The organism is Enterococcus sp. DIV2402 (assembly GCF_017426705.2).
In the GTDB taxonomy this organism is placed as follows: Bacteria; Bacillota; Bacilli; order Lactobacillales; family Enterococcaceae; genus Enterococcus_F; species Enterococcus_F lowellii.
In genome coordinates, this window is record NZ_CP147251.1 from 502,007 (window position 1) to 528,057 (window position 26,051).

The following is a 26,051-nucleotide window of genomic DNA, read 5'->3' on the forward strand; positions in this document are numbered from 1 at the left end:
ATGGTAAATAATCGGTATCATCTGTTGCAGAATAGCCTTTTTCAAGTATTCATTCATTACATAGATAGCGATTATTTATTCCCAATAATCCGTTTGTTCAATAATACATCTTGTCTTGTTGTAAGACTGAATGACTCATCGATGTAGCAGCGAATGGTTCAAGCGAAAATCTTTTTTGAGATCAATAATTCTAGTACTGTTTTTATGAGGTTCCTCTTTATAAAAAAATAGACTACGACAGCTGTCACAGTCTACTTGGATAATTTAAAAATGAGTGCTTGATAATGAAGCAAAGGCGAGATGGTCTTCATCAATATCTAATTGCCAAACATTAGTTGTTAAATGATACGACAAATGACCAATTAACGCGTCGTCTTTAAAGGGTGGTGTTGCTATCCGAAAACGGGTATCTTCAACCACAAAAATAGGAATCTGGAAGATGTCTTCTGTTTTAACGGCTTGCGTAAATGAAAAAACTAGACCTTCTCGCATAAATTCACGTAAAGATTTTACTAAGTCGACATTTAATTTTTCAATTGGTTGTGGTTTTCTGAAGAGACCACGTTTTTGATTCATAATTTCAAAAACAATTTGCGTCAATTTATTTGCTAGAATTCGATAAAATTCATCTAAATAACGATAATATGTGCGTGCAATATTATCTTTTAAATCAAAATAGACAAAGTTATTTTGTAATTTGTAAAAAAATGGTGAATGTAAATGGGTCTTCATATGTCCGAAATAAAGCAATTCGGAAATTTCTAATGGTGTCAGTTCTTTTAACATTGCTAAGTCGGTAAAATCAATCCATTTGGTTTCTTCTACTAAGCGCATCTTTTCAATTGTTCGAAAATAATTATCTACGGCTTCGTTCCCCCGAATCACTTTCATGGCTGTGTGTGATTCGTAATCTCCTAAATCACTTGATGGATTTAAGAGTAATAAATTCTTGGGTTGGTGAACAATCCCTTGATGAAAATCTTGTATGGTAATTCCTTGCGTTAATACCGCATTACTAATTGTATCAATATGTACGTAAACCAAATTCGTCATGTCCAACCTCCCCCATTGTGTTGTTAAGCCATAGCTATATTCTACAATAAAGGATTTAAAAAAGCTTGTTTCTTTTCCTTTAAAAATTGATTACAAAATGGAGCGTTTTGCAAAAAATCTTTTATGATTTTTATCCAACAAAAGTTCTGTGATATGATGGGAAGAGAAAATGAATGGAGCGAATCGCGATGAAAAAAAAATCAAAAATAAAAAATTTGTTCATTAATTTGCTGATTGTCTTATTAATTCTGCTAGGATTAGCACTAATTTTCAATAACAAAATAAAAAATGTCCTCATCGAAAAAAAGAGTGGCGACTATACTATTTCGCAGGTTTCACGTGAAAAAATCGTAGCAAATGAAGCAAAGGAAACTAGTTTTGATTTTGAAGCGGTTGAAGCAGTAAGCACAGAAAAAGTGTTACAAGCGCAATTGCAGCAAACGGATTTACCCGTTATTGCGGGCGTGGCAATTCCCGGTGTAGGCATTAATTTACCGATCTTTAAGGGATTAGACAATGAAAGTTTATGGTATGGGGCAGGAACCTTCCATCCCGATCAAACGTTAGGAACTGGAAATTATGCTTTAGCTAGTCATCGCTTGGAAGAATCCGATTTATTATTTTCTCATTTGGATCAAGTAACAGTCGGTGATGTCGTTTATTTAACGGATTTAGAAAATATTTATACGTATCAAGTGACTGTTTCGACGCGTATCGATCCTACTCAAGTAGAGGTAATTGAAGATGTGCCTGATAAAAAACTGGTTACACTGATTACTTGTGGTGAGGCAAGTGCTGTGACACGTTGGATGGTGCAAGGCGAATTGACTGAAGTCACCGCAGTAGAACAAGGAAGTGAAGCGATGCTCGCTGCCTTTCAAATGGAGAAAAAAGCCTATTGATTTTAGGAGGAAGAGAGAATGCATAGCGAAAAATTATTTTTATCTGATTTGAAGCAATCGACAACCTTTTCGATAAGTCAATTAGCTGTCCCTTTTTATACCTCTCATTCTGTAGCGAGGGAAGCATTTTTAAAACAAGCCAAAAAAAATCAAGCGTGGCAATTAATTGGTTCAGAACATCTTTTTTTAGCAATAGAATTTGATAGCAAACAAGCGATTTTGCGTAATTTATTGTATGTGCCAATAGAAAAATTTTCTTGGAAAAAAAGTTTAGTATTAATTGAAACTTTTTTACGTCAGCGCTTTGTGGAAGAATTTGTTGTTCCGTTGCAATTGGGTGAAATGATGACGCAATGGTTGTGCGCAAATGGCTATGAACAAACAGCGCAAGGCTTAAAAAAAGTTTTTACTTATCGCACCGCTTTAGTCTTAGGTGGGGGTGGCGCACGAGGATCTTACCAAATTGGTGTGTGGCAAGCGTTAAAAAGTGTAGGAATACCGATAGATTTAATTACAGGAACATCCGTTGGTGCATTGAATGGGGCCTTAGTTTTGATGGATGATGTCGAAGTAGCACGTGAATTGTGGCTAACTATTAGTACAGACAAAGTGTTAGCTTTTCCTGAAGCGTGTGCGACGAATCAAACATTTAAAGAACTGATTCAACAAGTTAGTTCCTTAGCAACCACTGCTTTAAAGGAAAATGGTGCCAGCTCACAGCCTTTACAAGATTTATTGATGCAAACGTTTGATGAAGAAAAAATGCAGCAAAGCCAAATCCCATTATTTGTCTGTACGACACGTTTTCCGTCCCTACAAGAAGTTGTTCATCACTATGATATAACAAATGGATTAGAGGAATTAAAATGGTTAACGGCCTCAGCTTCTTTTTATCCAGGCATGGTCCCGATGGAAATCGATCAAGAACAATACGTTGATGGCGGTTATCGTAATAATTTACCGATAGATGTTGCTTTAGCTCATGGCGCAACAGAATGTATTTGTGTGGACATTAAAGGTCCAGGAATTGCCAAAAAACTGACGATTCCAGAAGAAGTAGCGGTAGTCAATTATTGTTCGCCATGGTCATTGGGCAATCTTTTGGTTTTTGATAGCAATCGTTCGGAAAGCAATTATCGTTTAGGATACTTGGAAACGATGAAAGCTTTCGAACAATTTAACGGTTATTGGTATACCTTTACGTTAGCTACGGCGTGGAAAAAAGAATGGCGAGCATTTTTGCGTTATTTACAAAATGACCCACTGTATTTAACTTTAATGAAACGCCCGGATTTTTGGAAAAAAGTGAGTAAACTTTACCATCATAAAGCTCCCTTTGAACAAGGAGGTCTGATTTTAGTAGAGCTAGCTGGGCGCTTTTTTGGCTTAGAAGCCACGCATGTTTATACTAAAGAACTATTTTTAGAAAAAATGCAACAGACATTCAATCAGGAACGGCTAGCAATTGGGACCTTATCCATTACTGAATGGGTAGCGACGCATCATACACAGCGTTTTGTATTATCTGAAAAAAATCAACTGTCCCATTTATATCAAATCATCAAAGAAAACAAAGCAGTTCCTCAACAAATTGCTTCATTGGCACCTGTGATGTTAGTGACAGCAAAGTTTTTAGTGTATTTGTTAGAGACAACAGAATTTGTACACGATCCAACAAATACGTTACAATAAAAGAAATGAACCTAGAAAAGAGGCATGTGAAATGGCAAGTGAGTTTTCCTATGAAATCGTTGAAGAAATCGCCGTGTTGTCAGAAAATCCAAAAGGTTGGCGAAAAGAACTAAATTTGGTGAGCTGGAATGGACGAGCACCAAAATTTGATTTGCGTGATTGGAGCCCCGGTCATGAAAAAATGGGTAAAGGGGTTGCGTTATCCAACGAAGAATTTGCGGCATTGAAACAAACCCTAACATCAATGTAAAGGAGTTTTTTGGCAATGAAAAGTATGACAGGCTTTGGAAAAGCACGGTGTGAGTCAGAACATTATCAAATTGAAGTAGAAATAAAAAGTGTGAATCATCGTTTTTTAGATATTCAATTACGCAATCCGCGTCAATTAAATACCTACGAACAAGCAATTCGTCAAACGATTAAAGAAACCTTACAACGTGGACGAGTAGAAGTTTATATCACGTTAAAAGAAAAAGGTGACAGCCATAAAGAAGTGGCTATCCATTGGGACTTAATGGAAGAATTAGTCACAAATATGCAAACAGAAGCGCATGCACGTTTTGATACAGACTTGCCTGCAAAATCCATTTTAAAACGTTTAATTAATCATCAAGAATTTATCGATATTCAAGAAAAGCAAACAGAAGACCAAGATTTAGAAGTTTCAGTACTGGCTGCGATTAAAGAAGCCGCAGAAGCCAACAATGCTAGTCGTGAAGTGGAAGGTGCTGGAATTCAACAAATCTTAGCAGAAAATAGCCACGCATTGCAACAAAAAATTGTGGAATTATCGGCATTCGTTGACGTATACGAAGCAGATTATAAAGAGAAATTTGAGAAGAAATTAACGGACTGGTTGGGTGCCACAATTGATCAAGACCGTTTGTTGACCGAAATGGCTATCTTATTGGAGCGTGGCGATATTCATGAAGAATTAGACCGAATGACGATTCATCTAGCATCAATGGCAACCATGCTTCAATCAGACAAACCAGTGGGTCGTGAATTAGATTTTCTGATTCAAGAGATGAATCGGGAAGTCAATACCATTGGTTCGAAATCAAGTCCAATTGTTATTAAAAATGCAGTCGTTCAAATGAAAACAATTATTGAAAAAATTCGCGAGCAAGTGCAAAATGTGGAGTAAGGGAATAGTCAAATCACTCGATTATACGGGCATTTAAGTAGTTTTTTAATAAAATTCTCGTTATAATAAAGTAATTCTTGAAAGTTGTTGAAAAAAAGTGCAAAATAGACGTTAAGCAAATCGAACAGTGAAAGGACGTCAATATGACAGAGCGAGGATTATTAATCGTATTATCTGGACCTTCCGGCGTTGGTAAGGGAACAGTACGTAAAGCAATATTTGATAGTGAAGATAACGATTTTCAATATTCTATTTCAATGACAACACGTAAAAAACGTATCGGAGAAGTAGAGGGTGTGGATTATTATTTCCGCAGTCATGAAGAATTTGAAGAACTAATTGCTGCTGGTGAAATGCTAGAGTATGCAGAATATGTAGGAAATTATTATGGTACGCCATTGTCTTATGTGCAAAAAACACTAGACGAAGGAAAAGACGTTTTCTTAGAAATCGAAGTACAAGGTGCCTTACAAGTAAAAGAGAAAGTGCCAGATGGAGTGTTTATTTTCTTAACACCACCAGATTTAACAGAATTACGTTCAAGAATTACTGGACGTGGGACTGACTCAATCGAAGTTATTGATGAACGTATGCGGATTGCTCGTGAGGAAATTGAAATGATGGCCTTGTATGATTATGCCGTAGTCAATGATGAAGTTCCTTTAGCCGTACAACGAATTAAAGATATCATTTCAAGCGAACACTTCCGCGTAGAACGCGTAATTGGAAAATATAGAAAAATGTTAGAGGAGTTGTAGAAATAATGATGTTAAAACCATCAATCGATTCATTGTTGGATCGTGTGAATTCAAAATATTCATTAGTTATTTTAGCTAGTAAACGTGCGCATGAATTAGACGCTGGCGCACAAGCGACCTTAGATAATTTTGACTCAGTAAAAAGCGTGGGTCAAGCATTAGAAGAAATCGAAGCTGAGACAGTTATCAGTGATCCACATCCAGAAGTAAAACGCGCACGTTTGAAAATGGAAGCAGAAGAACGTCGTGCTCAAAAAGAACAAGAACAAAAAGAATTAGAAGCACGTATTCGCCAAGAACAAAAATTATAATGAGTGTGGGGTCTGGAAAAGAAATATTCCAGACTCCTTTTGGTTGTAAAAGTTAAATTTTTTTTGCTTTACAGACAAAACTTGTCAAGTTTAGTAAAATGTAGGAAACCATGAAGGGAGGACGAGGTCATTGCTAGCAGAAATCATTGTCGATGTACCGACAATGCAGACAGATCAACCCTTTACTTATTTTGTACCAGATAAACTAGCAGAAGTCATTGAAGTTGGCATGCGCGTCGAGGTACCATTTGGTAATTCGGATCGTCATATTCAAGGGTTTGTGACTGGGTTATTAGATACAGAAGCGGAAACCACCTTAAAACCGATTATTCGTACCTTGGATTTAGCTCCAGTGTTAAATCAGGAATTACTGCAATTAGCTGATTATATGAAAGAAACCACTTTTGCATTTAAAATTACCTGTTTTCAAACGATGCTACCTAGTGTTATGAAAGCAGAATATCAAAAAAATTTCGTGTTAATCGACCGAAATCATCCGATTCATACGTATTTTTCAGAGAGTGAATCACTCGCTTGGCAAGAAGTAGAATCACTCGGCTTATTAAATCAATTCAAAAAATTACGTGCCGAAAATGTTGTTGAGCTTCAGTACGTTGTAAAAAATAAAAATAAAGTAAAAACCATTCGTTATGTGAAAAGTTTGATTAATCCCGACCGACTTTCAAGCGTGATAGAGACCATCAAAAAAACAGCGAAACGTCAAAAACAGCTAGTCGAATTATTGGTAGAGCATCCAACCCAACCCATTTCGTTTTATAAAGAACAGGGACTGACAACTTCGATTTTAAATCAAGGAGTTGATAATGGTTGGTTAGTCTTCGAAGAGGTCGAAGCTTATCGAGATCCTTACAAGCATCGCACATTCGAACAGACCCATTCGTTGGCTTTAAATAATGAGCAACAACAAGCCGTAGAGACGATTTTATCTTCAGCCACGCAGGAGAAGTCTGATGTTTTCCTATTAGAAGGAATCACTGGAAGTGGGAAGACAGAAGTTTATTTGCAAACTATAGCTTCTTTATTAGCTCAAGGTAAAACGGCGATGATGCTGGTGCCAGAAATTGCGTTGACGCCTCAAATGGTTGAACGTTTTAAGAGTCGTTTTGGCGAAGCTGTAGCAGTCTTACACAGTGGCTTATCTTATGGTGAGAAATACGATGAATGGCGTAAAATCGAACGAAAAGAAGCGCAAGTAGTGGTTGGAGCACGTTCAGCTATCTTTGCCCCTTTGGAAAATATCGGTGTGATTATTATTGATGAAGAACATGAAGCTTCCTATAAGCAAGAGGAAGCTCCGCGGTATCATGCGCGTGATTTAGCCATTTGGCGTGGGAAATACCATCACTGTCCGGTAATCTTAGGTAGCGCCACCCCTTCTTTGGAATCACGTGCTCGGGCACAAAAAAAGGTCTATCACCTGTTACATTTGAGTCAACGAGCAAATCCAAATGCGACATTGCCAAGCGTGCAAGTAGTGGATTTAAAAGATGAATTTGTGCAAAAAAATACCAGTACGTTTTCTCGAATTTTACAAGAGAAAATTACCGATCGTTTAGCAAAAAAAGAACAAATTGTCTTGTTATTAAATCGTCGAGGATATTCTTCTTTTGTTATGTGTCGTGATTGTGGGTATGTTCTGCCTTGTCCGAACTGTGATATTTCTTTAACTTTACATATGGATACGAAAACGATGCGCTGCCATTATTGCGGACATGAAGAAGCGATTCCACATCGTTGCCCGGATTGTGGTGGTAATAAGATTCGCTATTATGGTACGGGAACACAAAAAGTTGAAGAAGAATTGCAAGCTCTTTTTCCAGAAGCACGTATCGTCCGGATGGATGTTGATACGACTCGTCGCAAAGGTGCTCATGAGAAGATACTACAAACGTTTGGAGAACAAAAGGCAGATATCTTGCTAGGAACACAGATGATTGCCAAAGGGCTCGATTTTCCTAATATTACGTTGGTGGGTGTGTTAAATGCGGATACGGCATTGAATTTACCTGATTTTCGTTCGAGTGAGCGAACCTTTCAATTGTTAACGCAAGTGAGTGGTCGTGCTGGTCGTGCTGAAAAAGCAGGAGAAGTCATCATTCAGACCTTCAATCCCGACCATCATGCCATTGTATTGGCGCAAGCCCAAGACTACGAACAGTTCTATCAAAAAGAAATGCAAATGCGTCATCAAAGCGGGTATCCACCGTATTATTTTACAGTGAAAATTTCTTGTAGCCATCCTGAAGAACAAGTGGTTGCCAAAAAAATGTTTCAAATTGCACAACAGGTTAGACAAACATTGAGTCCGCAAAGTATTTTATTAGGCCCCATTCCTAGTGGTGTGGCACGAGTGAAAAATCGTTACCATTACCAACTTATTATCAAATATAAAAGAGAACCCTTGCTGCAAGGCTTGTTGCGTGAAATTTTGGAAGAAAGCCAAAAAGATCAGCGTAAAAATCTTTATGTATCAATTGACAATGAACCACTTAATTTTATTTAAACTAAAGGAGAAATTATGCGATATCCTATTATTATTAACCCTGATGAAAAGCTCCGCCAGCCATGCGAACCGATTACGGTGGTGACGGATGAATTAGTGCAGTTACTAGAAGATATGTATGAAACAATGTTAGCACATGATGGTATTGGGATTGCTGCCCCACAAATTGGTAAAAATATTCAAGTAGCCGTAGTGGAAGTTGAAGAGGGTGAGTTATTTGAACTAATTAATCCAGAAATCGTCGAAGCAAAAGGCAGCGATATCGATGTTGAAGGTTGTTTAAGCATTCCGCATATGTATGGAACGGTGGAACGTGCTGAAGAAGTTACTGTCCGTTATTATGACCGTGAAGGAATTGAAATGGAAGTTCAAGCGTTTGGCTATTTAGCGCGTGCGTTTCAACATGAAATTGACCATTTGAACGGTAAATTATTTATTGATACGATGATTGATCGAATTCCCGAAGAAGAATTAGAAGCTTATGTAGAGGAGCATGACCATGACTAAAATTGTATTTATGGGTACCCCCCAATTTTCAGTACCAATCTTAGAAGGACTTGTGGAGCATGGCTATGAAGTGGTAGCAGTAGTTACCCAACCAGATCGCCCTGTTGGACGTAAAAAAATCATTACGCCCACACCTATAAAAGAAGCAGCTGTCCGTTTAGCTATTCCGGTTTTACAACCTGAGAAAATTTCAGGTTCACCCGAAATGGAAAAAATTGATGAATTACAACCAGATTTGATTGTTACGGCAGCCTTTGGTCAATTTTTACCAGAACGTTTATTACAAATTCCAACTCATGGCGCAATTAATGTCCATGCGTCATTACTGCCTAAATATCGTGGAGGTGCACCTGTGCATTACTCGATTATGAATGGTGAAAAAGAAACTGGCGTAACGATTATGGAAATGATTAAAAAAATGGATGCAGGTGGCATTTATTCTCAAGCTAGTCTACCAATCACTCATCAAGATGACGTAGGAATGATGTTTGATAAATTGAGTTTATTGGGAAAAGAGTTGTTATTAGAGACCTTACCAAAAATTTTGGATGGAACGTTAAAACCAATTCCGCAAGATGAAGAACAAGTGACATTTTCACCTAATATTACTCGTGAGCAAGAAGCTGTTGATTGGCATAAAACTGCCACAGAAATTGACTGTCAAGTTCGTGGTATGCGTCCATGGCCCATTGCGTTTACAATGTATGAAGACCAACGCTGGAAATTATGGTCAGTTACCCCTTTGGATGAAACAACCGAGGCTGAACCTGGAACAATTATCCATCGTAGTAAAAAAGAGCTTTGGATTGCTTGTGGTAAGCAGACAGTATTAGCGATTAATGAGTTACAACCAGCTGGCAAAGGCAAACAACTTATTAGTGCTTTTTTAAATGGTAGTGGGCAACAAGTCGCAGTTGGGCAACAGGTGAAGTAACATGAAAAACAATGTCAAAAAGACCGTCCGTTTTGTCGCGCTAGATGCATTAGAGCGTGTACAAAAAGGGGGCGCTTATTCAAATTTATTATTGCGTGAGAGTATTAATAGAGGTCAATTAAATGAAAAAGATAGTCGTTTACTCACTGAATTAGTATATGGCACAGTTAGTCGTCAATTATTACTTTCATTTTATCTACAACCGTTTATTGCTAAAGCGAAAAAAGTGGATGATTGGGTGAAATTATTATTACAGCTTTCTTTATATCAATTACTTTATTTAGACAAAGTTCCCAGTCATGCTGTTTTAAACGAAGCAGTTGAAATTGCAAAAGTGCGCGGGAACATTGGAATTGGGAAATTTGTAAATGGCGTCTTACGCAATGTGCAACGTCAAGGAATACCTGAATTAACCACGATTAAAGACCCAATCGATCGTTTAGCGACAGAAATTAGTATGCCTAAATGGTTAGTTGAAAAATTAGTGAAAGAAATTGGCGAAGAAAGTACTCGTCAGTTAGGCTTATCTCTATTTGAAGCCAGTCATGTGAGTTGTCGGGTGGACACTCGCAAAATGACGCGTCAAGAAGTGGTTCAAGTATTAATTGAAGAAGGTATCGAGGCAAAAGTCAGCAGTGTTTCACCGTATGGCATCATTGCAGAAAAAGGCTTTATTGCTGGGAGTCGTTTATTTAAAGAAGGCGTGTTAACTGTTCAAGATGAAAGTTCCATGCTAGTAGCACCAGCCTTGCAAATCGAAGCAAACCACCAAGTGTTAGATGCTTGTGCAGCTCCTGGTGGAAAAACGACACATATTGCTACCTTTTTAGAAGCACAAAAAGGTGGGATGGTGACTTCATTAGATATCCATCGTCATAAAGTAGCTTTAATTGAAGAAAATGCAGAACGTCTTCACGTTGCCGATGTAGTACGTGCGTTAGAATTAGATGCTCGCAAGGTAGCCGAAGAATTTTCGTCAGAAACATTTGACCGTATTTTAGTGGATGCTCCATGTTCAGGTCTAGGACTAATGCGTCGCAAACCGGATATTAAATACAATAAAAAACCAGCTGATTTTGAAAAATTACCTGAGATTCAATTGGCCATTTTAGAAAGTGTCGCCCCTACCTTGAAATCTAATGGTTTGTTAGTTTATAGTACGTGTACATTTGCACCAGAAGAAAATCAGGCAGTCGTTTATCGTTTCTTACAAAAGCATCCAGAATTCACATTAGTTGATATTCCAGTGAATGATGTGTTAAAACCAAGTATTGAGAACAAGATGCTGACAATTTATCCGCACCAGTATATGACAGATGGATTTTTTATCAGCTGTTTACGCAAAAAATGATGAGGTGAAAAATATGGAGATTCGTTATAAAAGTGATGTAGGAAAAAGGCGTAATACTAATCAAGATTACGCTGCCGTATTTACCAATCAAAAAGGATATACGTTAGCATTATTAGCAGATGGCATGGGTGGACATCAAGCTGGGGATGTTGCCAGCCACGATACAGTAGAAGAGATAGGCGCTAAATGGCAAGCCTCAGATATTTCAGATAGTGAAAAAGCTGCCCAGTGGCTAATTCAGCACATTCAAGCTGAAAATGAAACGATTTATCAACGAGGACAAGCTACACCTGAATTAAGTGGAATGGGAACGACATTGGAAGCAGTTGTCATTTTAGACGATCAGTTTACCTTGGCACACGTAGGGGATAGTCGAACATATTTATTACGTGAAAATGAGCTAATTCAACTAACGGAAGATCATTCCCTAGTGAATGCCTTGGTAAAATCAGGGGAAATTACGCTGGAAATGGCTGCTAATCATCCTCGCAGAAATGTAGTTACTCGTTCAGTAGGAATGCCGGGAACCGTGGAAGTGGATGTTGCCACGCATTTTATCGCTGACAATGATTACTTAATTTTATGCTCGGATGGCTTAACAAATATGGTCAGCGAAGAATTGATTTATGAATATATTGCAACAAGCGCTTGCTTAGATGAAGCAATTGAACGTTTAATTGATGCTGCAAATGAGCGTGGTGGCGTAGATAATATCACGGTATTATTGATGGACCTTGGAGGTGTCAGTCAATGATTGAGACGGGGAAAAAACTAAGCGGTCGTTATTTAATTTTAGGTAATATCGGTAGCGGTGGCATGGCAAATGTTTATTTAGCGCGTGACTTGATTTTAGATCGAGAAGTAGCCGTTAAAGTCCTACGCTACGACTTTCGAGAAGACACTGATGCTATTCGTCGTTTTCAGCGAGAAGCACTAGCTGCAACCGAACTTGTACATCCTAACATTGTTTCTGTCTATGATGTAGGCGAAGAAGACAATATGCAGTATTTAGTCATGGAATATGTTAAAGGCATGGATTTAAAACGTTATATCCAAACCCGCTACCCTATTCCATATCCAGAAATTGTGGATATTATGCAACAAATTCTTTCAGCTGTTGCTTTGGCACATCAACATCGGATTATTCATCGTGATTTAAAACCACAAAATATTTTGATTAACGAAGATGGTGTGGTTAAAATTGCGGACTTTGGGATTGCGATTGCTTTATCAGAAACATCGATTACGCAAACCAATACGATGCTTGGTTCTGTCCACTATTTATCACCTGAACAAGCACGTGGTAGCATGGCAACGAATCAATCCGATATTTATGCTATTGGAATCATTTTGTACGAAATGTTGACAGGTCGAGTGCCATTTGATGGTGAATCAGCAGTAACCATTGCTTTAAAACATTTTCAAGATGAAATTCCATCGATTCGTATTTACGATAAAGAAGTCCCGCAATCACTTGAAAACATTGTCTTAAAAGCCACTGCGAAAGAACAAAGTGATCGTTACAAAGAAGCCGATGAAATGCGTCGTGACATTGAAACAGCTCTTTCTCCAGAGCGCTTAAATGAACCATTATGGGAACCACATGCGATGTTGGATGAAACCAAAATTTTAACACCTATTTCAGAAGACACGCCGATGCCGGATTCATTTAAAGAAATGCCGACTCCTAAAAAAGAAATACCAGAACCAGAGCCGCAAGTACCGGTGAAGAAAAAGAGAAGAAAACGCTGGTTGCTTTTACCTCTCTTACTCTTTTTAGCAGTAGCGGGTTTGACTTATTACTTAGTATTTGGCGGTGGGCGCAATCAAGTAACTATTCCAGAAGTCGCAGGTTTAACAGAAGCGGCTGCACGGGAAACATTGCATGACGCCGGAATTGAAGTAGCCACAGAAACCAAAGAATTTCCAAGTAATCAAATTCCTGAAAATCATGTAGTGAAGACTGATCCTGAAGAAGGCGCGGTTATTAAACGAACTAAAGAAGTACTCTTATATATTAGTACCGGTAGTAAAAAAGTAGCAATGAAAGATTACGTTGGCCAAGAAAAAGATAAAGTGATTGCAGAATTAAAAGAACTTGGTTTTGACGAGAGTCAAATAACAATCGAAGAAGTTTATGATAATGATACACCTGCTAATGAAATTATGGACCAAACCCCTTCAGAAGGTGAAGAAGTTGTTCCTAAAGAGACAGAAGTTGAATTAACTGTCAGCAAAGGAGCAGAACCTGTCATGATGCCGAATTTATACGGTTATGGAGAGCGTGATGCTCGTGCAGAGTTGACGAATTATGGTCTAGGGAATAATTCAGTAACGATTGTCGAAGAATTTAGTGACATGAGTGCAGGTCTAGTTATCAAGCAAACACCAGAAGCCAATGCTGATATTATTCCTGGAGAAACAGAGATTACGTTGACAATCAGTAAAGGGCCAGAAACAGTGAAGATGCCTAACTTAATTGGTTACACAGAAACCAATGCCCGAAGTGAACTAGATGCTTCTGGTTTAGGCAATAACTCAGTGCATATTAGTGAAGTCTATAGCAACAATGAGGAAGGCACTATTGTCAAACAATCACCAGAAGCTGGTTCAGATATTTCACCAGGAGATGTGACCATTACGTTAGAAATTAGTAAAGGTCCAGAGCCACCTGAAACAATTGATTTACCAGATGTGACAGATATGACTGAATCGGCTGCAAAATCTTTATTAGAAAACCAAGACCTTTCTGTATCCACATCAGAAGAATATAGTGATTCTGTAGATAAAGGACGGGTAATCTCAATGGATCCTTCTGCAGGAACCTCTGTAGAAAAAGACGAGACAGTTCATCTAATTATTTCTAGCGGGAAAGAAGACGATGGTTCTTCTAGCTCTGACTCAGAAAGCAGTGAGACGACAACTTCTGAGAGTTCAAATGTAACTGGCGAAACATCCACAGATGAATAATAAGGGCAAGGATAAAGCGAAAGTTTAAACTTTTGTTTTATCCTTTTTTCTTTAGAGTCCTTCTTCTTTTCAAACTTCTGAAAATTCGCTATAATTAAGGTCAATATTAGTCAAGGGAGGTCGCGTTTAAATGGGTCATCAAAATACTTCTGATTTAATCGAAGCATATTTGAAGAAGATTCTTGAGGAAAGTGAAATGATAGAAATTCGTCGTGCAGAGATGGCAGATTTATTTAACTGTGTACCTTCGCAAATCAATTATGTCATCAATACTCGCTTTACTATTCAACGTGGGTATGCGGTTGAGAGTAAACGTGGTGGTGGAGGCTATATTCGAATTGAGAAAATTCAAATTGCGAATTATCATCATTTTTTAGAACAAGTCAATCAATTATTTGATAAAACAATCTCTGAAAAAGATGCGGTATCAATTATTCAGAAGTTATACGAAGAAGGTATTCTGTCAAAACGAGAAGGTAATTTATTACTGACGACAATTAGCAAAGCCGTTTTAGGAAAATCAGCGGAAGAAAATATCATTCGTGCGTCAATTATGCACGGGATTTTAGAACGATTAAGTTATGAAGATAAGGAGTGAGTGCGATGGATGAACTATTTACACAACGAGCAAAAGCGGTGCTGGCCATTGCTCAAGAAGAAGCAAAATACTTTAAACATCAATCTGTAGGTTCAGAACATATTTTATTAGCATTAATTATCGAGCAAGATGGCATTGCCGGCAAAACATTGCGCGAAATGCGTGTAAATGAAAATGATATTCGGGAAGAAATCGAACATTTAACCGGTTATGGTTCAATGAAAGAATATCCAACAGGGGGCTTTTTACCCTATTCTCCACGAGCAAGACAAATTTTTGCCTATGCTGGCGATGAAGCAAAACGTTTGGGTGCCCAACAAATTGGCACGGAGCACTTACTCCTCGGTTTATTACGTGATGAAGAAATTTTAGCGTCACGTATTATGTTGAATTTAGGAATGAGCTTGGCAAAAATGCGCCAACTATTGAAGAAAAAAATGGGCGTACAATCAAAAAGCAATGCAAGCCGACGTCGCCCGCAACAACGTCAACAACCGCAACAAGAAGGGACACCAACCTTAGATTCATTGGCTCGCGATTTAACGAAATTAGCTCGTGAACAACGCTTAGATCCTGTAGTCGGACGTAGCAAAGAAGTCAAACGTTTGATTCAAATTCTTAGCCGTCGTACCAAAAACAATCCTGTTTTAGTCGGCGAACCAGGTGTTGGTAAAACTGCCATTGCGGAAGGCTTAGCACAAAAAATCGTAAATGGTGAAGTACCAAAAGACATGCAGCAAAAACGTCTGATGATGTTGGACATGGGTGCATTAGTTGCAGGTACCAAATATCGTGGTGAATTTGAAGATCGCATGAAGAAAATCATTGATGAAATTTATCAAGATGGTCAAATCATTCTCTTTATTGATGAATTACACACATTAATTGGTGCTGGTGGAGCAGAAGGTGCGATTGATGCATCGAATATTTTAAAACCAGCCTTAGCCCGTGGTGAATTACAAACCATTGGTGCAACAACGTTAAATGAATATCAAAAATATATTGAAAAAGATTCAGCACTTGAACGTCGTTTTGCTCGAGTACAAGTCGATGAACCAACTCCAGAAGAAGCAGAAGAAATTCTAAAAGGGTTGCGCCCTCGTTATGAAGAACATCATGGTGTGGAAATTACTGATGATGCGCTCCATGCAGCAGTTCAACTATCGGTTCGTTACATTAATTCGCGTCAACTACCAGATAAAGCGATTGATTTAATGGATGAATCAGCTGCAAAAGTTCGTTTGGATAAAGCAGATGAAGTTTCTGAGGCGGCATTATTGCAAGAAGAATTAATGAAATTGGCAGAAGAAAAAGAAGCTGCCATTCGTCAACAAGATTTTGAAACAGCCGCACGTTTACGCCATCGTGAAAAAGAAGTTAGCCAAAACTTGGCTGAAGTAACTTTTGTAGAAGTTAAAGAAGCCACTGGTTATGAAAACAGCGTGACAGCAGAAGATGTCGCAGCCGTTGTATCACAATGGACAGGTGTTCCATTACAACAAATGGAGAAAAAGGAAAGTGAACGCTTGTTAGATTTAGAAAAAATCTTACATCAACGTGTGGTAGGTCAAGATGAAGCAGTACAAGCTGTTTCTCGTTCCATTCGCCGTGCACGTAGTGGTTTGAAAGATCCGAATCGTCCAATCGGCTCCTTTATGTTCTTAGGTCCAACTGGTGTTGGTAAAACAGAATTAGCTAAAGCCTTAGCCGAAGCGATGTTTGGTAGCGAAGATGCCTTAATTCGTGTAGATATGTCAGAGTTTATGGAAAAATATAGTACAAGCCGTTTAATTGGGTCACCTCCAGGTTATGTCGGCTATGATGAAGGTGGACAATTAACTGAAAAAGTTCGTTCAAAACCGTATTCAGTAATTTTGCTAGATGAAGTTGAAAAAGCACATCCAGACGTCTTTAATATTTTGTTACAAGTTTTAGATGATGGACATTTAACCGATTCTAAAGGTCGTCGGGTTGATTTTAGAAATACAATTTTGATTATGACTTCCAATATCGGTGCCACAGAATTACGTGAAGAGAAAAATGTCGGCTTTAATGTAGTAGATGCTTCTAAAGACTATACCGCAATGCAAAAACGTATCTTAGAAGCGTTGAAGAAAGCTTACCGACCAGAATTCTTAAATCGAATTGATGAAACAGTGGTATTCCGTTCATTAGATAAAGACGAAATTCATGAGATTGTGAAAATCATGAGCCGTTCAATTATTAAACGCTTGGCAGAACAAGACATTCAATTAAAAATCACGCCAGCTGCACTTGATGTGATTGGTAAAGCTGGTTTTGATCCAGAATACGGTGCTCGTCCAATCCGTCGTGCATTGCAAAAAGAAGTAGAGGATCGCTTGAGTGAAGCCTTACTTTCTGGACAAATACATTTAGGCAACCAAGTAACAATTGGTGCGTCAAAAGGAACAATTACCTTAAACGTAAAAGAACCAAAGACAGATAAAGTGTTGCAAAACGTATAAATAAAAATCGCGTGACCCAAATAATTAGGTTACGCGATTTTTTTATTCAAACGATTGCTCTTTTTGTAAACTACCGTCCATTTTATAGATTTTCAAGTGGCTCTCTTTGTTATCAGCGATTTCTTTTCCACGTTTAATGGCTTCTTCTTTAGTATCGAAACGTTCACTTGCTCGTTTCGCACCTTCAGAAATAACAAGCCATTCATTATCTTGGTATTTCACCGTAACGGCTGCGTCTAATAATCGTGCATTTTCTGGATTTGCCTCATGTTTGTCGGTTTTCGTCGGATTTTTTTCCTGTGCAAAGTCATGTCGTTCTTGTTCGGTTGCGTCAGCTATCCATTTTTTTGCTTGACTAATCGCAATTGGAATGGCACGCTCTTCAGGATAATGATCTGCTAATAAAGCATTCCCAATTGCAATGGCTTTTTTTCTGGTCAACTTTTCTAGATTTTTCATTGAAGCCGGATAATCTTGCATACTCCAAGGCATATCAAATTCCTCCTAAATTAAGTGACTAATCTAACATCCATCTTGTCTTTAGTCTAACAAAAAAGATTAGTTTTGAACAATATTCCGAGATTGACTTACAATTAGTAAGCATATTTATTGGCTTTATTGAAAAATTAGTTATAGTTAAAGGAAGAAAAGATTAAAAGGGGTTAGAGATATGACAATGAATGAAAATAAGATTCTATTTGGATTAGACACATTTGGTGATGTTGCGTATCACGATGAAACCAAAGAAAGTTTGAGTTACGCAGAATCGTTACGTATGATTGTTGAAGAAGGGAAGCTGGCAGATCAACTAGGAATTGATGTGATTGCTTTAGGTGAACATCATCGTAAGGAATATTCAATTTCCAGTCCAGATACTGTTTTAGCTGCGTTAGCTACTGTCACAGATAATATTATTTTAGGGACAGGTGTAACAGTTTTAAGTTCAGACGATCCAGTACGAGTATTTGAACGTTTTGCGACAGTTGATGCATTGTCTAATGGACGTGCGCAAATTATTTTAGGACGCGGTTCATTTACAGAATCATTCCCGTTATTTGGTTATGATTTAAATGATTACAATGAATTATTTGAAGAAAAAATCGCAATGTTTAATGAACTATTAAAAAATGAATCCGTCACTTGGAAAGGCAACTTTACCCAATCACTAACTAATGTTCACATTTATCCAAAAACGGAAAAAAGATTAGACGTTCAAGTAGGCGTAGGTGGTTCACCCGATTCAATTATTCGAGCAGCAAAATATGGTTTTCCAGTCATGCTAGCTATTATTGGTGGTGAACCAGCACGTTTCCGTCCGTATATTAATTTATACCAACAAGCGGCGAAAAAATTTGGTCAACCTAATCATCCAGTAGGTATGCATTCGCATGGTGTAATTGCTGAGACGGATGAAGAAGCACAAGAAATTGCTTGGAAATACATGAAAAAATCGATGGATCAAATTGGTTCTGAACGTGGTTGGGCACCAATGACTCGGGAGCGTTTTGATTTTGAAGTGATAGAAGGTTCGTATTATGTAGGTAGTCCTGAAACAGTCGCACAAAAAATTGCTCATATGATTCAAACAGTGGGAGTTAATCGTTTTGACCTGGTTTATGGTGCTGGGGGACAATTACAAAAAGATCGTTTCCGTACGATTCAGTTATATGGTGAAAAAGTTGTACCGCGTGTCAAAGAATTACTTGGACAATAGAAAAAGTAGAGTCCTAGGCAATATCTTGGTATTTCCGAGGTGCTTACTTCTTTTTAAATGTTGATAAATCAATATTTTATTGAGAGATATCGGTAAATGATAGGTAGTTACTGAGTGATTACTTAGGATGAAAATAGGTCGCTAGTTTGTTTTTAGAACAAGATAGCGGCTTATTTTTAGTGAACTTAACTAAAAAATGACCTCTAAATGTTTAGAGGTCAAGTTGTAGAGAAAAGTAAAAGTTATAATAGTGTTCTTTTTCTACACTAAAATAGTATCATGCTGCATTTCATTCGTACATTACATGAATTTAGTTTTTTTTGTCATTTTTTTTATTCTTCTGAAATCATTAGTCCACGTTCTAAAAAATAATATTTCTCTAAAACCCCTTGATACAACATTGGTAATTCAGGATGTTCTGTTAACAAATCATTATATTGTGGCAATAATAAACGGAAACTTTGCGTCAACGAGTGCGCTTCTTTTGACACAGCAATTGGTGGGAAAAATAATGTACCACTGAATAAAGAACAACAGCAATGAATGCGATGAAGTTCTTGCAGTACCTCACTAAAATTAATAGGATTTAGGTTGGTATGTGCGTATAAAGCAAAAGACAGTGTCTCAGCCATTTCTTTTTTCATCCAGAGTGGTTCTAACCCAATTAATTGTCGCCATAAAAACATACTGCCGCGTTCATTTAACTGGAATGTTGGCTGATAATAGGCAGTTTTAGGTGGTTGCCAGATCTCTAACCAGAGTGGACGAATGGTACAAATTTCTTCATAGCGATGCCACCAATCGATGGGTGAAAAATGAAAAGGTGGATCGGCAAGCAACGAGACAAAAAAAGTTAACCAACGAATTTGCATTTCGTCGCCTTTTAAAACAGGATGGTGCATAAAGGACAATTCTAAATGATAATTTTGTAAAATTGGTTGTAATTGGTGCACACGTCGTTGAAAAGTCGCTGCACTTAAATGCATTTCTTGTTGTAACTGAGTCGCAGAACGATACGGATGACGTAAAACTTTCAATAGAAGTTGAAAGGACTCACTACGGTGCAACAAGGTACTAAAAAAAAGCTGCGCATGTTCTTTGGCATAGATACCGTGGATTTCGTCTTTTTTTATGTAGAAGCCAATTCCTGTTGAACGATTATACGCATCTTGTTGCCACTCTTGTAAGGCACGACGGATAGTTCCAGGTTTTTTATTGACGTGGAAGGCTAAAGTTGTTAACGAATATGGATTCGTTTCTTGTAAATAACCAAAAATTTGATAGATTAATTGATCGGGTTTTTCTAACAATAACTTGAACATATCATCACCTCATTGCAAACATATCATAAGATGTTTTCTAGACAAAAATTCCTTAACGGCTATTTTGCACACTTAATGTGCTAAAAACCTGCTTAATTAATCGTAATTCGTTTAATTACGTAGTTTTTAGTCCAAAAAAGCAAGAAATTATAGCCAATAAGCACTATTTTCTCTTAGTAAGAGCGAATTTCCAGGGGTTTGTTTTTAGCGACTCATTCTATAAATACGAAGATAACGCGGTTTTTCTTTTTTTCTTAGATTTCATAAGGCATAAAATTTCCTCATAATGCGTCTTGCGTAAAAGAAAAAAGTACTTCTGATGGTTTAATCAGAAGTACTTTCAAAGCGTAGGGTGAGACAAAATAGGTTTTCCTTTGAAGAAGCGGTAATCGTGCCATGTAATTCAGTCACCATTTTCTTGGTATAAAACAACCCTAATCCCGAACCGTTTTGATTGGTTCGACTAATGTTATCCGTATAAAAAGGCTCAAAGATGCGATTAGTTGCTAAGGTAGAACGGTCGGTATCGTTGCAAAAGGAGATTTTCAAGTGGTTATTTTCTTCTTCGTAGTGAAGGGCAGCCCTGCTTTGTCCGTAACGTAAAATATTTTGGATGAGATTTTCGATGATTCGTTGAAACTTTTGTTCATCAGTAATGAGCCAATAAGTAGGGCAATCTGTTGGAAAATCAACTTGAATACCTTGTTTTTCAAAATTTTCGTAATAGCTTAAAAAGATGGTTTCAATTGTTTGAATGACTTCAATTTTTTGCCAATTCATTTGCTCTGAATCAATGGTGAATTTAGCTAATTCATAGAATTCATTCGTCAGTACAATCAACCGTTCAACCGATGTCTCAATTTGTATCAGATGTGTTGGATTTAGCTCTTGCTCATTTTGCAATAACTGCAGGTATCCTTTAATCGCAGTTAGAGGCGTTCGTAAATCGTGGGAAACGCTGGTAATGGCATGTTGAATCGTTTGTTCAGTCACATTTAGCTGTTCTCTTTCTGCTTCATAGGTATCAATCATCGTGTTTAATTCATCAACTAAATTCACCAAATCAGGTTCATAAAAAGTATTAAAAAGACGACTGCCATATTTTGATGTTGTTGGGATATTATGAACAGATTTAGTTAATAAGCGTATCTCTCTTTTTAAGAAAAAAAGATATAGCACTAATCCAATCAGTAATAAACTTAAAATCACAACCATAATTGCCTCCAGACTAGTCAAATTTAAATCCAATTCCCCAAACAGTTTTAATATACGATTGATTGGATAAATTAATCTTTGCTCTTAAATTACTGATGTGTACATTAATCGTTTTGTCGCTATCATAATACGGCTCTTCCCAGATTGTTTCGTAAATATTTTGTCTACTAAAAACTTTTTGCGGATAAGTTAAAAAAAGCGTGAGTAATTGAAACTCCTTCATTGTTAGATTGACGGGTTGATTCGCTACGCTCACTTCATGGGTTTCTAGATCTAGTTCGATGTCTTGGTAGACGATTTTTTGAGTATTTTGAGTGTATCTTTGGTGGCGTAACTGGATTTGAATTCTAGCGAGTAACTCAGCTAAATCAAATGGTTTGATCAGATAATCATCTGCGCCATTTTGCAACAAATGGACACGTTCTTGAACATCTTTTTTGGCTGAAATTACAATTACTGGTACGGAAGACAATTGACGAATGTTTGTTAACAAGGCTTCACCAGTCATACCTGGCAGCATTAAATCCAATAAAATTAAATCAACGGCTGTTTGTTGTAATAAGAGTTTGCCTTCTGTTCCAGAAAAAGCGGATAAAATTTGATAATTGGCTTTTTCGAGGCATGCTTTTAACATTTCTTGAATCGCTGGATCGTCTTCCACGACTAAAATTTTGGTCATTTGTTCACCTACTTGATATCTGTTTTATGAAATAATAGGACGCCTACTAAAAACGATAGCACAATTGTTGAAATTGCTACAAGCAGAATCATTGGATATTGGTCGATTGTCGCTAATTGTGTAAAATCTTTATATAATAAATGAGTTTGTACAACCCAATCAACTAAAAAAGTTAATTGCGGAATTTTATAAAAGAGTCCTGGTAAAAAACCCATGATTACAGTATAAGACAGACAATAAATCATAGAAACCCCGATATGGCGACTTCCAAATGCAATCATCAAATAAATGGATGAATTAGCTAATAAAATAAATAATTGGACTACTAATGTATAAAAAGCATAACTATAGTAATTGAAGGAAACAGGATTGTGACCAAACCCAAAAAGGAGACTAAATATTCCGATTCCTAGAGTTGTCATGATGAATAGACTCAATAAAATAATGAAAATAACCGTTAGAAACTTCGATAAATAAACTTTTTCACGACTGACACCTAAGGAAAGAGCATTGCGAATTGTTCCATTTTGAAATTCTTCACCTACTGAAAAACTAATAAAGATTGCAAAAATAGTAAAGAGAACAAAACTATTTTTTTTCGCCATTAAAATCCCAGTAGCACCATTGATAACAACGTCTGTCGTTAGTTCTAAGCTGTTGCCATTTTCCACCAGAAAAAAGCTATTTATGCCTTCTAGTAGGGGTGTTAGTATACATAGAATTAAAATAAAGAGTAGTTTTTTACTGTGAATTAATTTAATTTTTTCTGCAACTAATAAACGACTCATTGGGCACCTCCAATTAAATCCATAAAATAATTTTCTAACGTTTGATTAACTACATCGATTTTTGTCACCGCAATATCTTGCTGTACTAGGGCTTGGTTGATTTGACTAATCTGTTCGTTATGATCAAAAATCCGAAAAGTTCCTGTATCAACTAAACGATAATTTTGAATATTTAATTGGTTAAAAACTACAATTGCTTGTTCGGGATTGTCCACGCATAAAGCAATGTATTTTTTTGTTTCTGTTTCTAACTGTTCTTTTGACATTTCTTTGATTAATTTTCCATTGTGAATAATGCCATAATGAGTGGCGATTTCAGATAATTCACTTAATAAGTGGCTAGACAAGATAACCGTTAAGCCTTTTTCTGTGACTAATTGTTTTAGCAACTCTCTAATTTCAACAATTCCTAAAGGATCTAAGCCATTCATTGGTTCATCTAAAATGAGTAACTCTGGATTAGTTACTAAGGCCATAGCAATCGCTAACCGTTGTTTCATACCAAGTGAATAATTTTTGACTTTCTTTTTCTCAGCACTATTTAATTTGACTAAAGCTAAGAGGTCCTCAATTTGACGTTCGCTGACGCCACCATAAGCAACTTGAATTTGCATATTTTGTTTGCCTGTTAAATCTAAATACAATGCCGGTGTTTCAATAGATTGACCGATTTTTCTGCGAGCAGCTAATAACTCCTTGCGCGTATGCCCGCCAAATAGGCTAAGCTCCCCACTGGTTGGATGAATCAAACCCATTACAGCGCGCATGAAGGTTGACTTTCCAGCACCATTTTCACCGATTAATCCGTAAATCATGCCTCGACGAACAGTGACATTGACATTATCTAGAGCATGTTGGTGCTTATAGGTCTTAGTTAATTGATTGGTTTTTAAAATAATTTCTGCCATATGTTATTCTCCTTTGATTAATAGCTATACTGACTATATCAGCTAGCAATAAAAACTCTCCCAATAAAGTATAAAGAAAAGGTAAATTTTTATACAAAAAAAGAGTTAGAACGTTCTTACTTAGAAGTTCTAACTCCATTCATTAATCAATTAAGGCTTGATTTAAGTCATCGAATTTTTCATTATGAGAAGAAACCATGCCATGTCCATAGCTTTCAGGGTCAAGATATTGCTTGATTTGATTGACGCTCAAAGCTGCTTCTTGAAAGGCACCAGCTAACAAATAGACTTTTCCTTTTGAAAATTGAATATCACCTGCTGCAAAACAACCAGGAATATTAGTAATTGTCGGCTCATCACAAGACAAATAAAAATCTTGCTCGCGGTTAAATTCAAAAGAAAGCTTATCTAAAAATGAACTATCACGATCATGTCCGTGTTGTACTAAAAGATGATCAGCAGTTAAAGTGGTATGATCGTCTAACAAGAGTTCCATTCGTTGCGCAGGATTTTGACGAATCGCACGAATATCACTTGCTAGAACTACTTTTCCACCATTTTCTTTAAAAGAGGTGACAGAAGCTTCATGGGCTTTTAGCTTTTCACCACGATAGATAATGGTCACATTATCTGTAAATTTTAAGCATTCATTAGCATAATCAACCGCCCCATCACCACCACCAGAAACAATCATATGTGTATCTTTTAAAATACGATAGTCTGGAAAGGCGTAATAGACATGGTCTTGAACGGCTGTATCAATCGGTACAGTTAATTTTTTAGGGGAAACAATCCCACCACCAATTGCAAATAACACCGTACGGCAAGGGTGAATGCGTCCTTGTTCATCTTCAACATAGAAGACGTTCTCTTCTTTAGTAATTTCTACAGCTTTGGAGCTTGTGTAGAAGTTTGCGTTAAACGTTTGGGCTTGTTGGATTAAGTTCGTACGTACATCAATCCCACGTGTTGCAGGAAGTGCGCCGACATCCCAAACAAATTTTTCTGGATAAAAATTGATTTTTCCACCGAGCTCGTCTTGTGCTTCAAGCACTGTTACAGTTAAATCACGAAGACCTGCATAAAAGGCAGCATACAACCCAGCTGGACCGCCACCAATAATTACCACATCAACCATTGATTGTGTCATCGAATCCCTCTTTCTATTCCTCACCATACATTTCGTCAATTAATAATTCCATACCCGCTAATGATTGGTAGCCATAACCAAACATGTAGTTGTAATCAACTGAATACACTTGTTTATTTTTAACTGCTTTCATGCTTGATAATTTTTCATTGCTTAACACAGCATCAATCATGTCGTTCTTTTTCGTGCCGGCTGTCGTTGTTGTCCAGTCAGGAACGATTAACACGTCAGGGTCTGTTTCAATTAATGTTTCTAAAGAAACATCGCCTTGCACATCACGCAATACGTTATCTAAACCAATCATATCAAACATCGAGTTAAAGAAACTTTCGCCATAAGCAGGATAAATAGATACTTCACTTGGATCACTCATAAACAATATAACAAAGCTTTGATCTTTGCCAACTTCTTTGACACGATCTTTTAAATGTTGTTCACGCTCTTTTAGATCTGCTTTGAAGCTTTCGGCAGCAGGCTCGACATCAAAGATTTTTCCTAAGTTATCAATGTCATTGTAAACAGATTCGAAGGTAGCATTTTGAGTAGATGTTTCTTGTACATAAGTTGGAATCCCCATTTCATTAATGGAGTCGACAGTTCCATTACCCCATTCGGCGTTATCAAATAAACCACCACGACCAAAAATCAAATCAGGGTCAACACTCAAGGCCGTTTCTTTATTGATGTACCCATCTGATAGATGATTTAATTCATCAAATTCAGCTTTCACATCTGGATCATCCATGCCAAACACGGCTCCCACACCGGCAATCTTATCTTTCAAACCTAAGTGTAACAATAACTCTGCTGCTGGGCGAGTATTTGCTAAGACGCGTTCGGGCGCTTTGTCAAACACTTGATCTTTTTCAGTCCATTCTGTACCACCTTCAACTTTTGTGACGTTTTTGATGGTTAGGGGATACTTGTTATCCGTTGAGCTTGTGCTATCTGTTGCATCATTTGTATTTCCACAGCCGCTTAATGTAAAGACAAAGGCTGTTGCTAAAAGAGTTAATGTTTTTTTCATCTAAGTTCCACCTAT

At 37.3% G+C, this 26,051-nt stretch carries 24 protein-coding genes; 15 read left to right on the forward strand and 9 right to left on the reverse strand.

Going from position 1 to position 26,051, the window contains the following annotated elements; all coding sequences use genetic code 11:
• Positions 1-264 precede the first annotated feature (264 nt).
• Positions 265-1,053, reverse strand: coding sequence for a hypothetical protein (locus DOK78_RS02395; protein ID WP_207941958.1), 789 nt, complete (start codon positions 1,051-1,053; stop codon positions 265-267).
• A gap of 188 nt (positions 1,054-1,241) precedes the next feature.
• Between DOK78_RS02395 and DOK78_RS02400 the strand changes: the two genes are divergently transcribed.
• From DOK78_RS02400 to DOK78_RS02465, 14 genes are all read left to right on the forward strand, one after another.
• A complete protein-coding gene (locus tag DOK78_RS02400; protein ID WP_207941959.1) occupies positions 1,242-1,955 on the forward strand; it encodes a class A sortase in 714 nt (237 codons plus the stop codon).
• Between the two features lie 18 nt (positions 1,956-1,973).
• Positions 1,974-3,647 (forward strand): patatin-like phospholipase family protein, encoded by a 1,674-nt coding sequence (locus DOK78_RS02405; protein WP_207941960.1) that lies wholly within the window; start codon positions 1,974-1,976, stop codon positions 3,645-3,647.
• 31 nt (positions 3,648-3,678) lie between these two features.
• Positions 3,679-3,897 carry a YdbC family protein gene (locus tag DOK78_RS02410; RefSeq protein ID WP_207941961.1) on the forward strand — a complete coding sequence of 73 codons (219 nt, stop codon included), beginning with the start codon at positions 3,679-3,681 and terminating at the stop codon, positions 3,895-3,897.
• 15 nt (positions 3,898-3,912) lie between these two features.
• Entirely contained in the window at positions 3,913-4,794 is an 882-nt protein-coding gene (locus DOK78_RS02415) for a YicC/YloC family endoribonuclease (RefSeq protein ID WP_207941962.1), read from the forward strand.
• Positions 4,795-4,937: 143 nt separating this feature from the next.
• Positions 4,938-5,552: a guanylate kinase gene (gene gmk / locus DOK78_RS02420; RefSeq protein WP_207941963.1), complete on the forward strand. Its 615-nt coding sequence runs from the start codon at positions 4,938-4,940 to the stop codon at positions 5,550-5,552.
• 5 nt (positions 5,553-5,557) lie between these two features.
• Positions 5,558-5,863, forward strand: a complete 306-nt coding sequence (rpoZ, locus tag DOK78_RS02425; protein ID WP_207941964.1) for a DNA-directed RNA polymerase subunit omega — start codon at positions 5,558-5,560, stop codon at positions 5,861-5,863.
• A 163-nt stretch (positions 5,864-6,026) separates the two neighbouring features.
• Entirely contained in the window at positions 6,027-8,387 is a 2,361-nt protein-coding gene (gene priA / locus DOK78_RS02430; RefSeq protein WP_243430691.1) for a primosomal protein N', read from the forward strand.
• 15 nt (positions 8,388-8,402) lie between these two features.
• A complete protein-coding gene (gene def, locus DOK78_RS02435) occupies positions 8,403-8,894 on the forward strand; it encodes a peptide deformylase (RefSeq protein WP_207941966.1) in 492 nt (163 codons plus the stop codon).
• Positions 8,887-9,828: a methionyl-tRNA formyltransferase gene (fmt, locus tag DOK78_RS02440; protein ID WP_207941967.1), complete on the forward strand. Its 942-nt coding sequence runs from the start codon at positions 8,887-8,889 to the stop codon at positions 9,826-9,828. The genes def and fmt overlap by 8 nt, the downstream gene beginning before the upstream one ends.
• Position 9,829: 1 nt before the next feature.
• Positions 9,830-11,179 (forward strand): 16S rRNA (cytosine(967)-C(5))-methyltransferase RsmB, encoded by a 1,350-nt coding sequence (gene rsmB / locus DOK78_RS02445; RefSeq protein WP_207941968.1) that lies wholly within the window; start codon positions 9,830-9,832, stop codon positions 11,177-11,179.
• 13 nt (positions 11,180-11,192) lie between these two features.
• Complete coding sequence (locus DOK78_RS02450) at positions 11,193-11,933, forward strand: Stp1/IreP family PP2C-type Ser/Thr phosphatase (RefSeq protein WP_207941969.1); 741 nt, start codon at positions 11,193-11,195, stop codon at positions 11,931-11,933.
• Positions 11,930-14,149 carry a Stk1 family PASTA domain-containing Ser/Thr kinase gene (pknB, locus tag DOK78_RS02455; protein WP_207941970.1) on the forward strand — a complete coding sequence of 740 codons (2,220 nt, stop codon included), beginning with the start codon at positions 11,930-11,932 and terminating at the stop codon, positions 14,147-14,149. Before DOK78_RS02450 ends, pknB begins: the two co-directional genes overlap by 4 nt.
• Before the next feature lie 130 nt (positions 14,150-14,279).
• Positions 14,280-14,747: a CtsR family transcriptional regulator gene (locus DOK78_RS02460; RefSeq protein WP_207941971.1), complete on the forward strand. Its 468-nt coding sequence runs from the start codon at positions 14,280-14,282 to the stop codon at positions 14,745-14,747.
• 5 nt (positions 14,748-14,752) lie between these two features.
• Complete coding sequence (locus DOK78_RS02465) at positions 14,753-17,233, forward strand: ATP-dependent Clp protease ATP-binding subunit (RefSeq protein ID WP_207941972.1); 2,481 nt, start codon at positions 14,753-14,755, stop codon at positions 17,231-17,233.
• A 42-nt stretch (positions 17,234-17,275) separates the two neighbouring features.
• On the opposite strand, the gene DOK78_RS02470 is transcribed toward DOK78_RS02465, so the two are convergent.
• Complete coding sequence (locus tag DOK78_RS02470) at positions 17,276-17,725, reverse strand: DUF2188 domain-containing protein (protein ID WP_207941973.1); 450 nt, start codon at positions 17,723-17,725, stop codon at positions 17,276-17,278.
• Positions 17,726-17,903: 178 nt separating this feature from the next.
• Between DOK78_RS02470 and DOK78_RS02475 the strand changes: the two genes are divergently transcribed.
• Positions 17,904-18,947: an LLM class flavin-dependent oxidoreductase gene (locus DOK78_RS02475; protein ID WP_207941974.1), complete on the forward strand. Its 1,044-nt coding sequence runs from the start codon at positions 17,904-17,906 to the stop codon at positions 18,945-18,947.
• Between the two features lie 332 nt (positions 18,948-19,279).
• On the opposite strand, the gene DOK78_RS02480 is transcribed toward DOK78_RS02475, so the two are convergent.
• From DOK78_RS02480 to DOK78_RS02510, 7 genes are all read right to left on the reverse strand, one after another.
• A complete protein-coding gene (locus DOK78_RS02480) occupies positions 19,280-20,269 on the reverse strand; it encodes a helix-turn-helix domain-containing protein (protein WP_207941975.1) in 990 nt (329 codons plus the stop codon).
• A gap of 324 nt (positions 20,270-20,593) precedes the next feature.
• Positions 20,594-21,484: a sensor histidine kinase gene (locus DOK78_RS02485; RefSeq protein WP_207941976.1), complete on the reverse strand. Its 891-nt coding sequence runs from the start codon at positions 21,482-21,484 to the stop codon at positions 20,594-20,596.
• Between the two features lie 13 nt (positions 21,485-21,497).
• Positions 21,498-22,163, reverse strand: coding sequence for a response regulator transcription factor (locus tag DOK78_RS02490; protein ID WP_207941977.1), 666 nt, complete (start codon positions 22,161-22,163; stop codon positions 21,498-21,500).
• A gap of 8 nt (positions 22,164-22,171) precedes the next feature.
• On the reverse strand, positions 22,172-22,951 hold the full coding sequence (locus tag DOK78_RS02495; protein WP_207941978.1) for an ABC transporter permease: 780 nt from the start codon (positions 22,949-22,951) through the stop codon (positions 22,172-22,174).
• A complete protein-coding gene (locus DOK78_RS02500) occupies positions 22,948-23,859 on the reverse strand; it encodes an ABC transporter ATP-binding protein (RefSeq protein ID WP_207941979.1) in 912 nt (303 codons plus the stop codon). The genes DOK78_RS02495 and DOK78_RS02500 overlap by 4 nt, the downstream gene beginning before the upstream one ends.
• 142 nt (positions 23,860-24,001) lie before the next feature.
• Positions 24,002-25,009: an NAD(P)/FAD-dependent oxidoreductase gene (locus tag DOK78_RS02505; protein ID WP_243430663.1), complete on the reverse strand. Its 1,008-nt coding sequence runs from the start codon at positions 25,007-25,009 to the stop codon at positions 24,002-24,004.
• Positions 25,010-25,022: 13 nt separating this feature from the next.
• Positions 25,023-26,036, reverse strand: coding sequence for an ABC transporter substrate-binding protein (locus tag DOK78_RS02510; protein WP_207941980.1), 1,014 nt, complete (start codon positions 26,034-26,036; stop codon positions 25,023-25,025).
• Between the last annotated feature and the right edge of the window lie 15 nt (positions 26,037-26,051).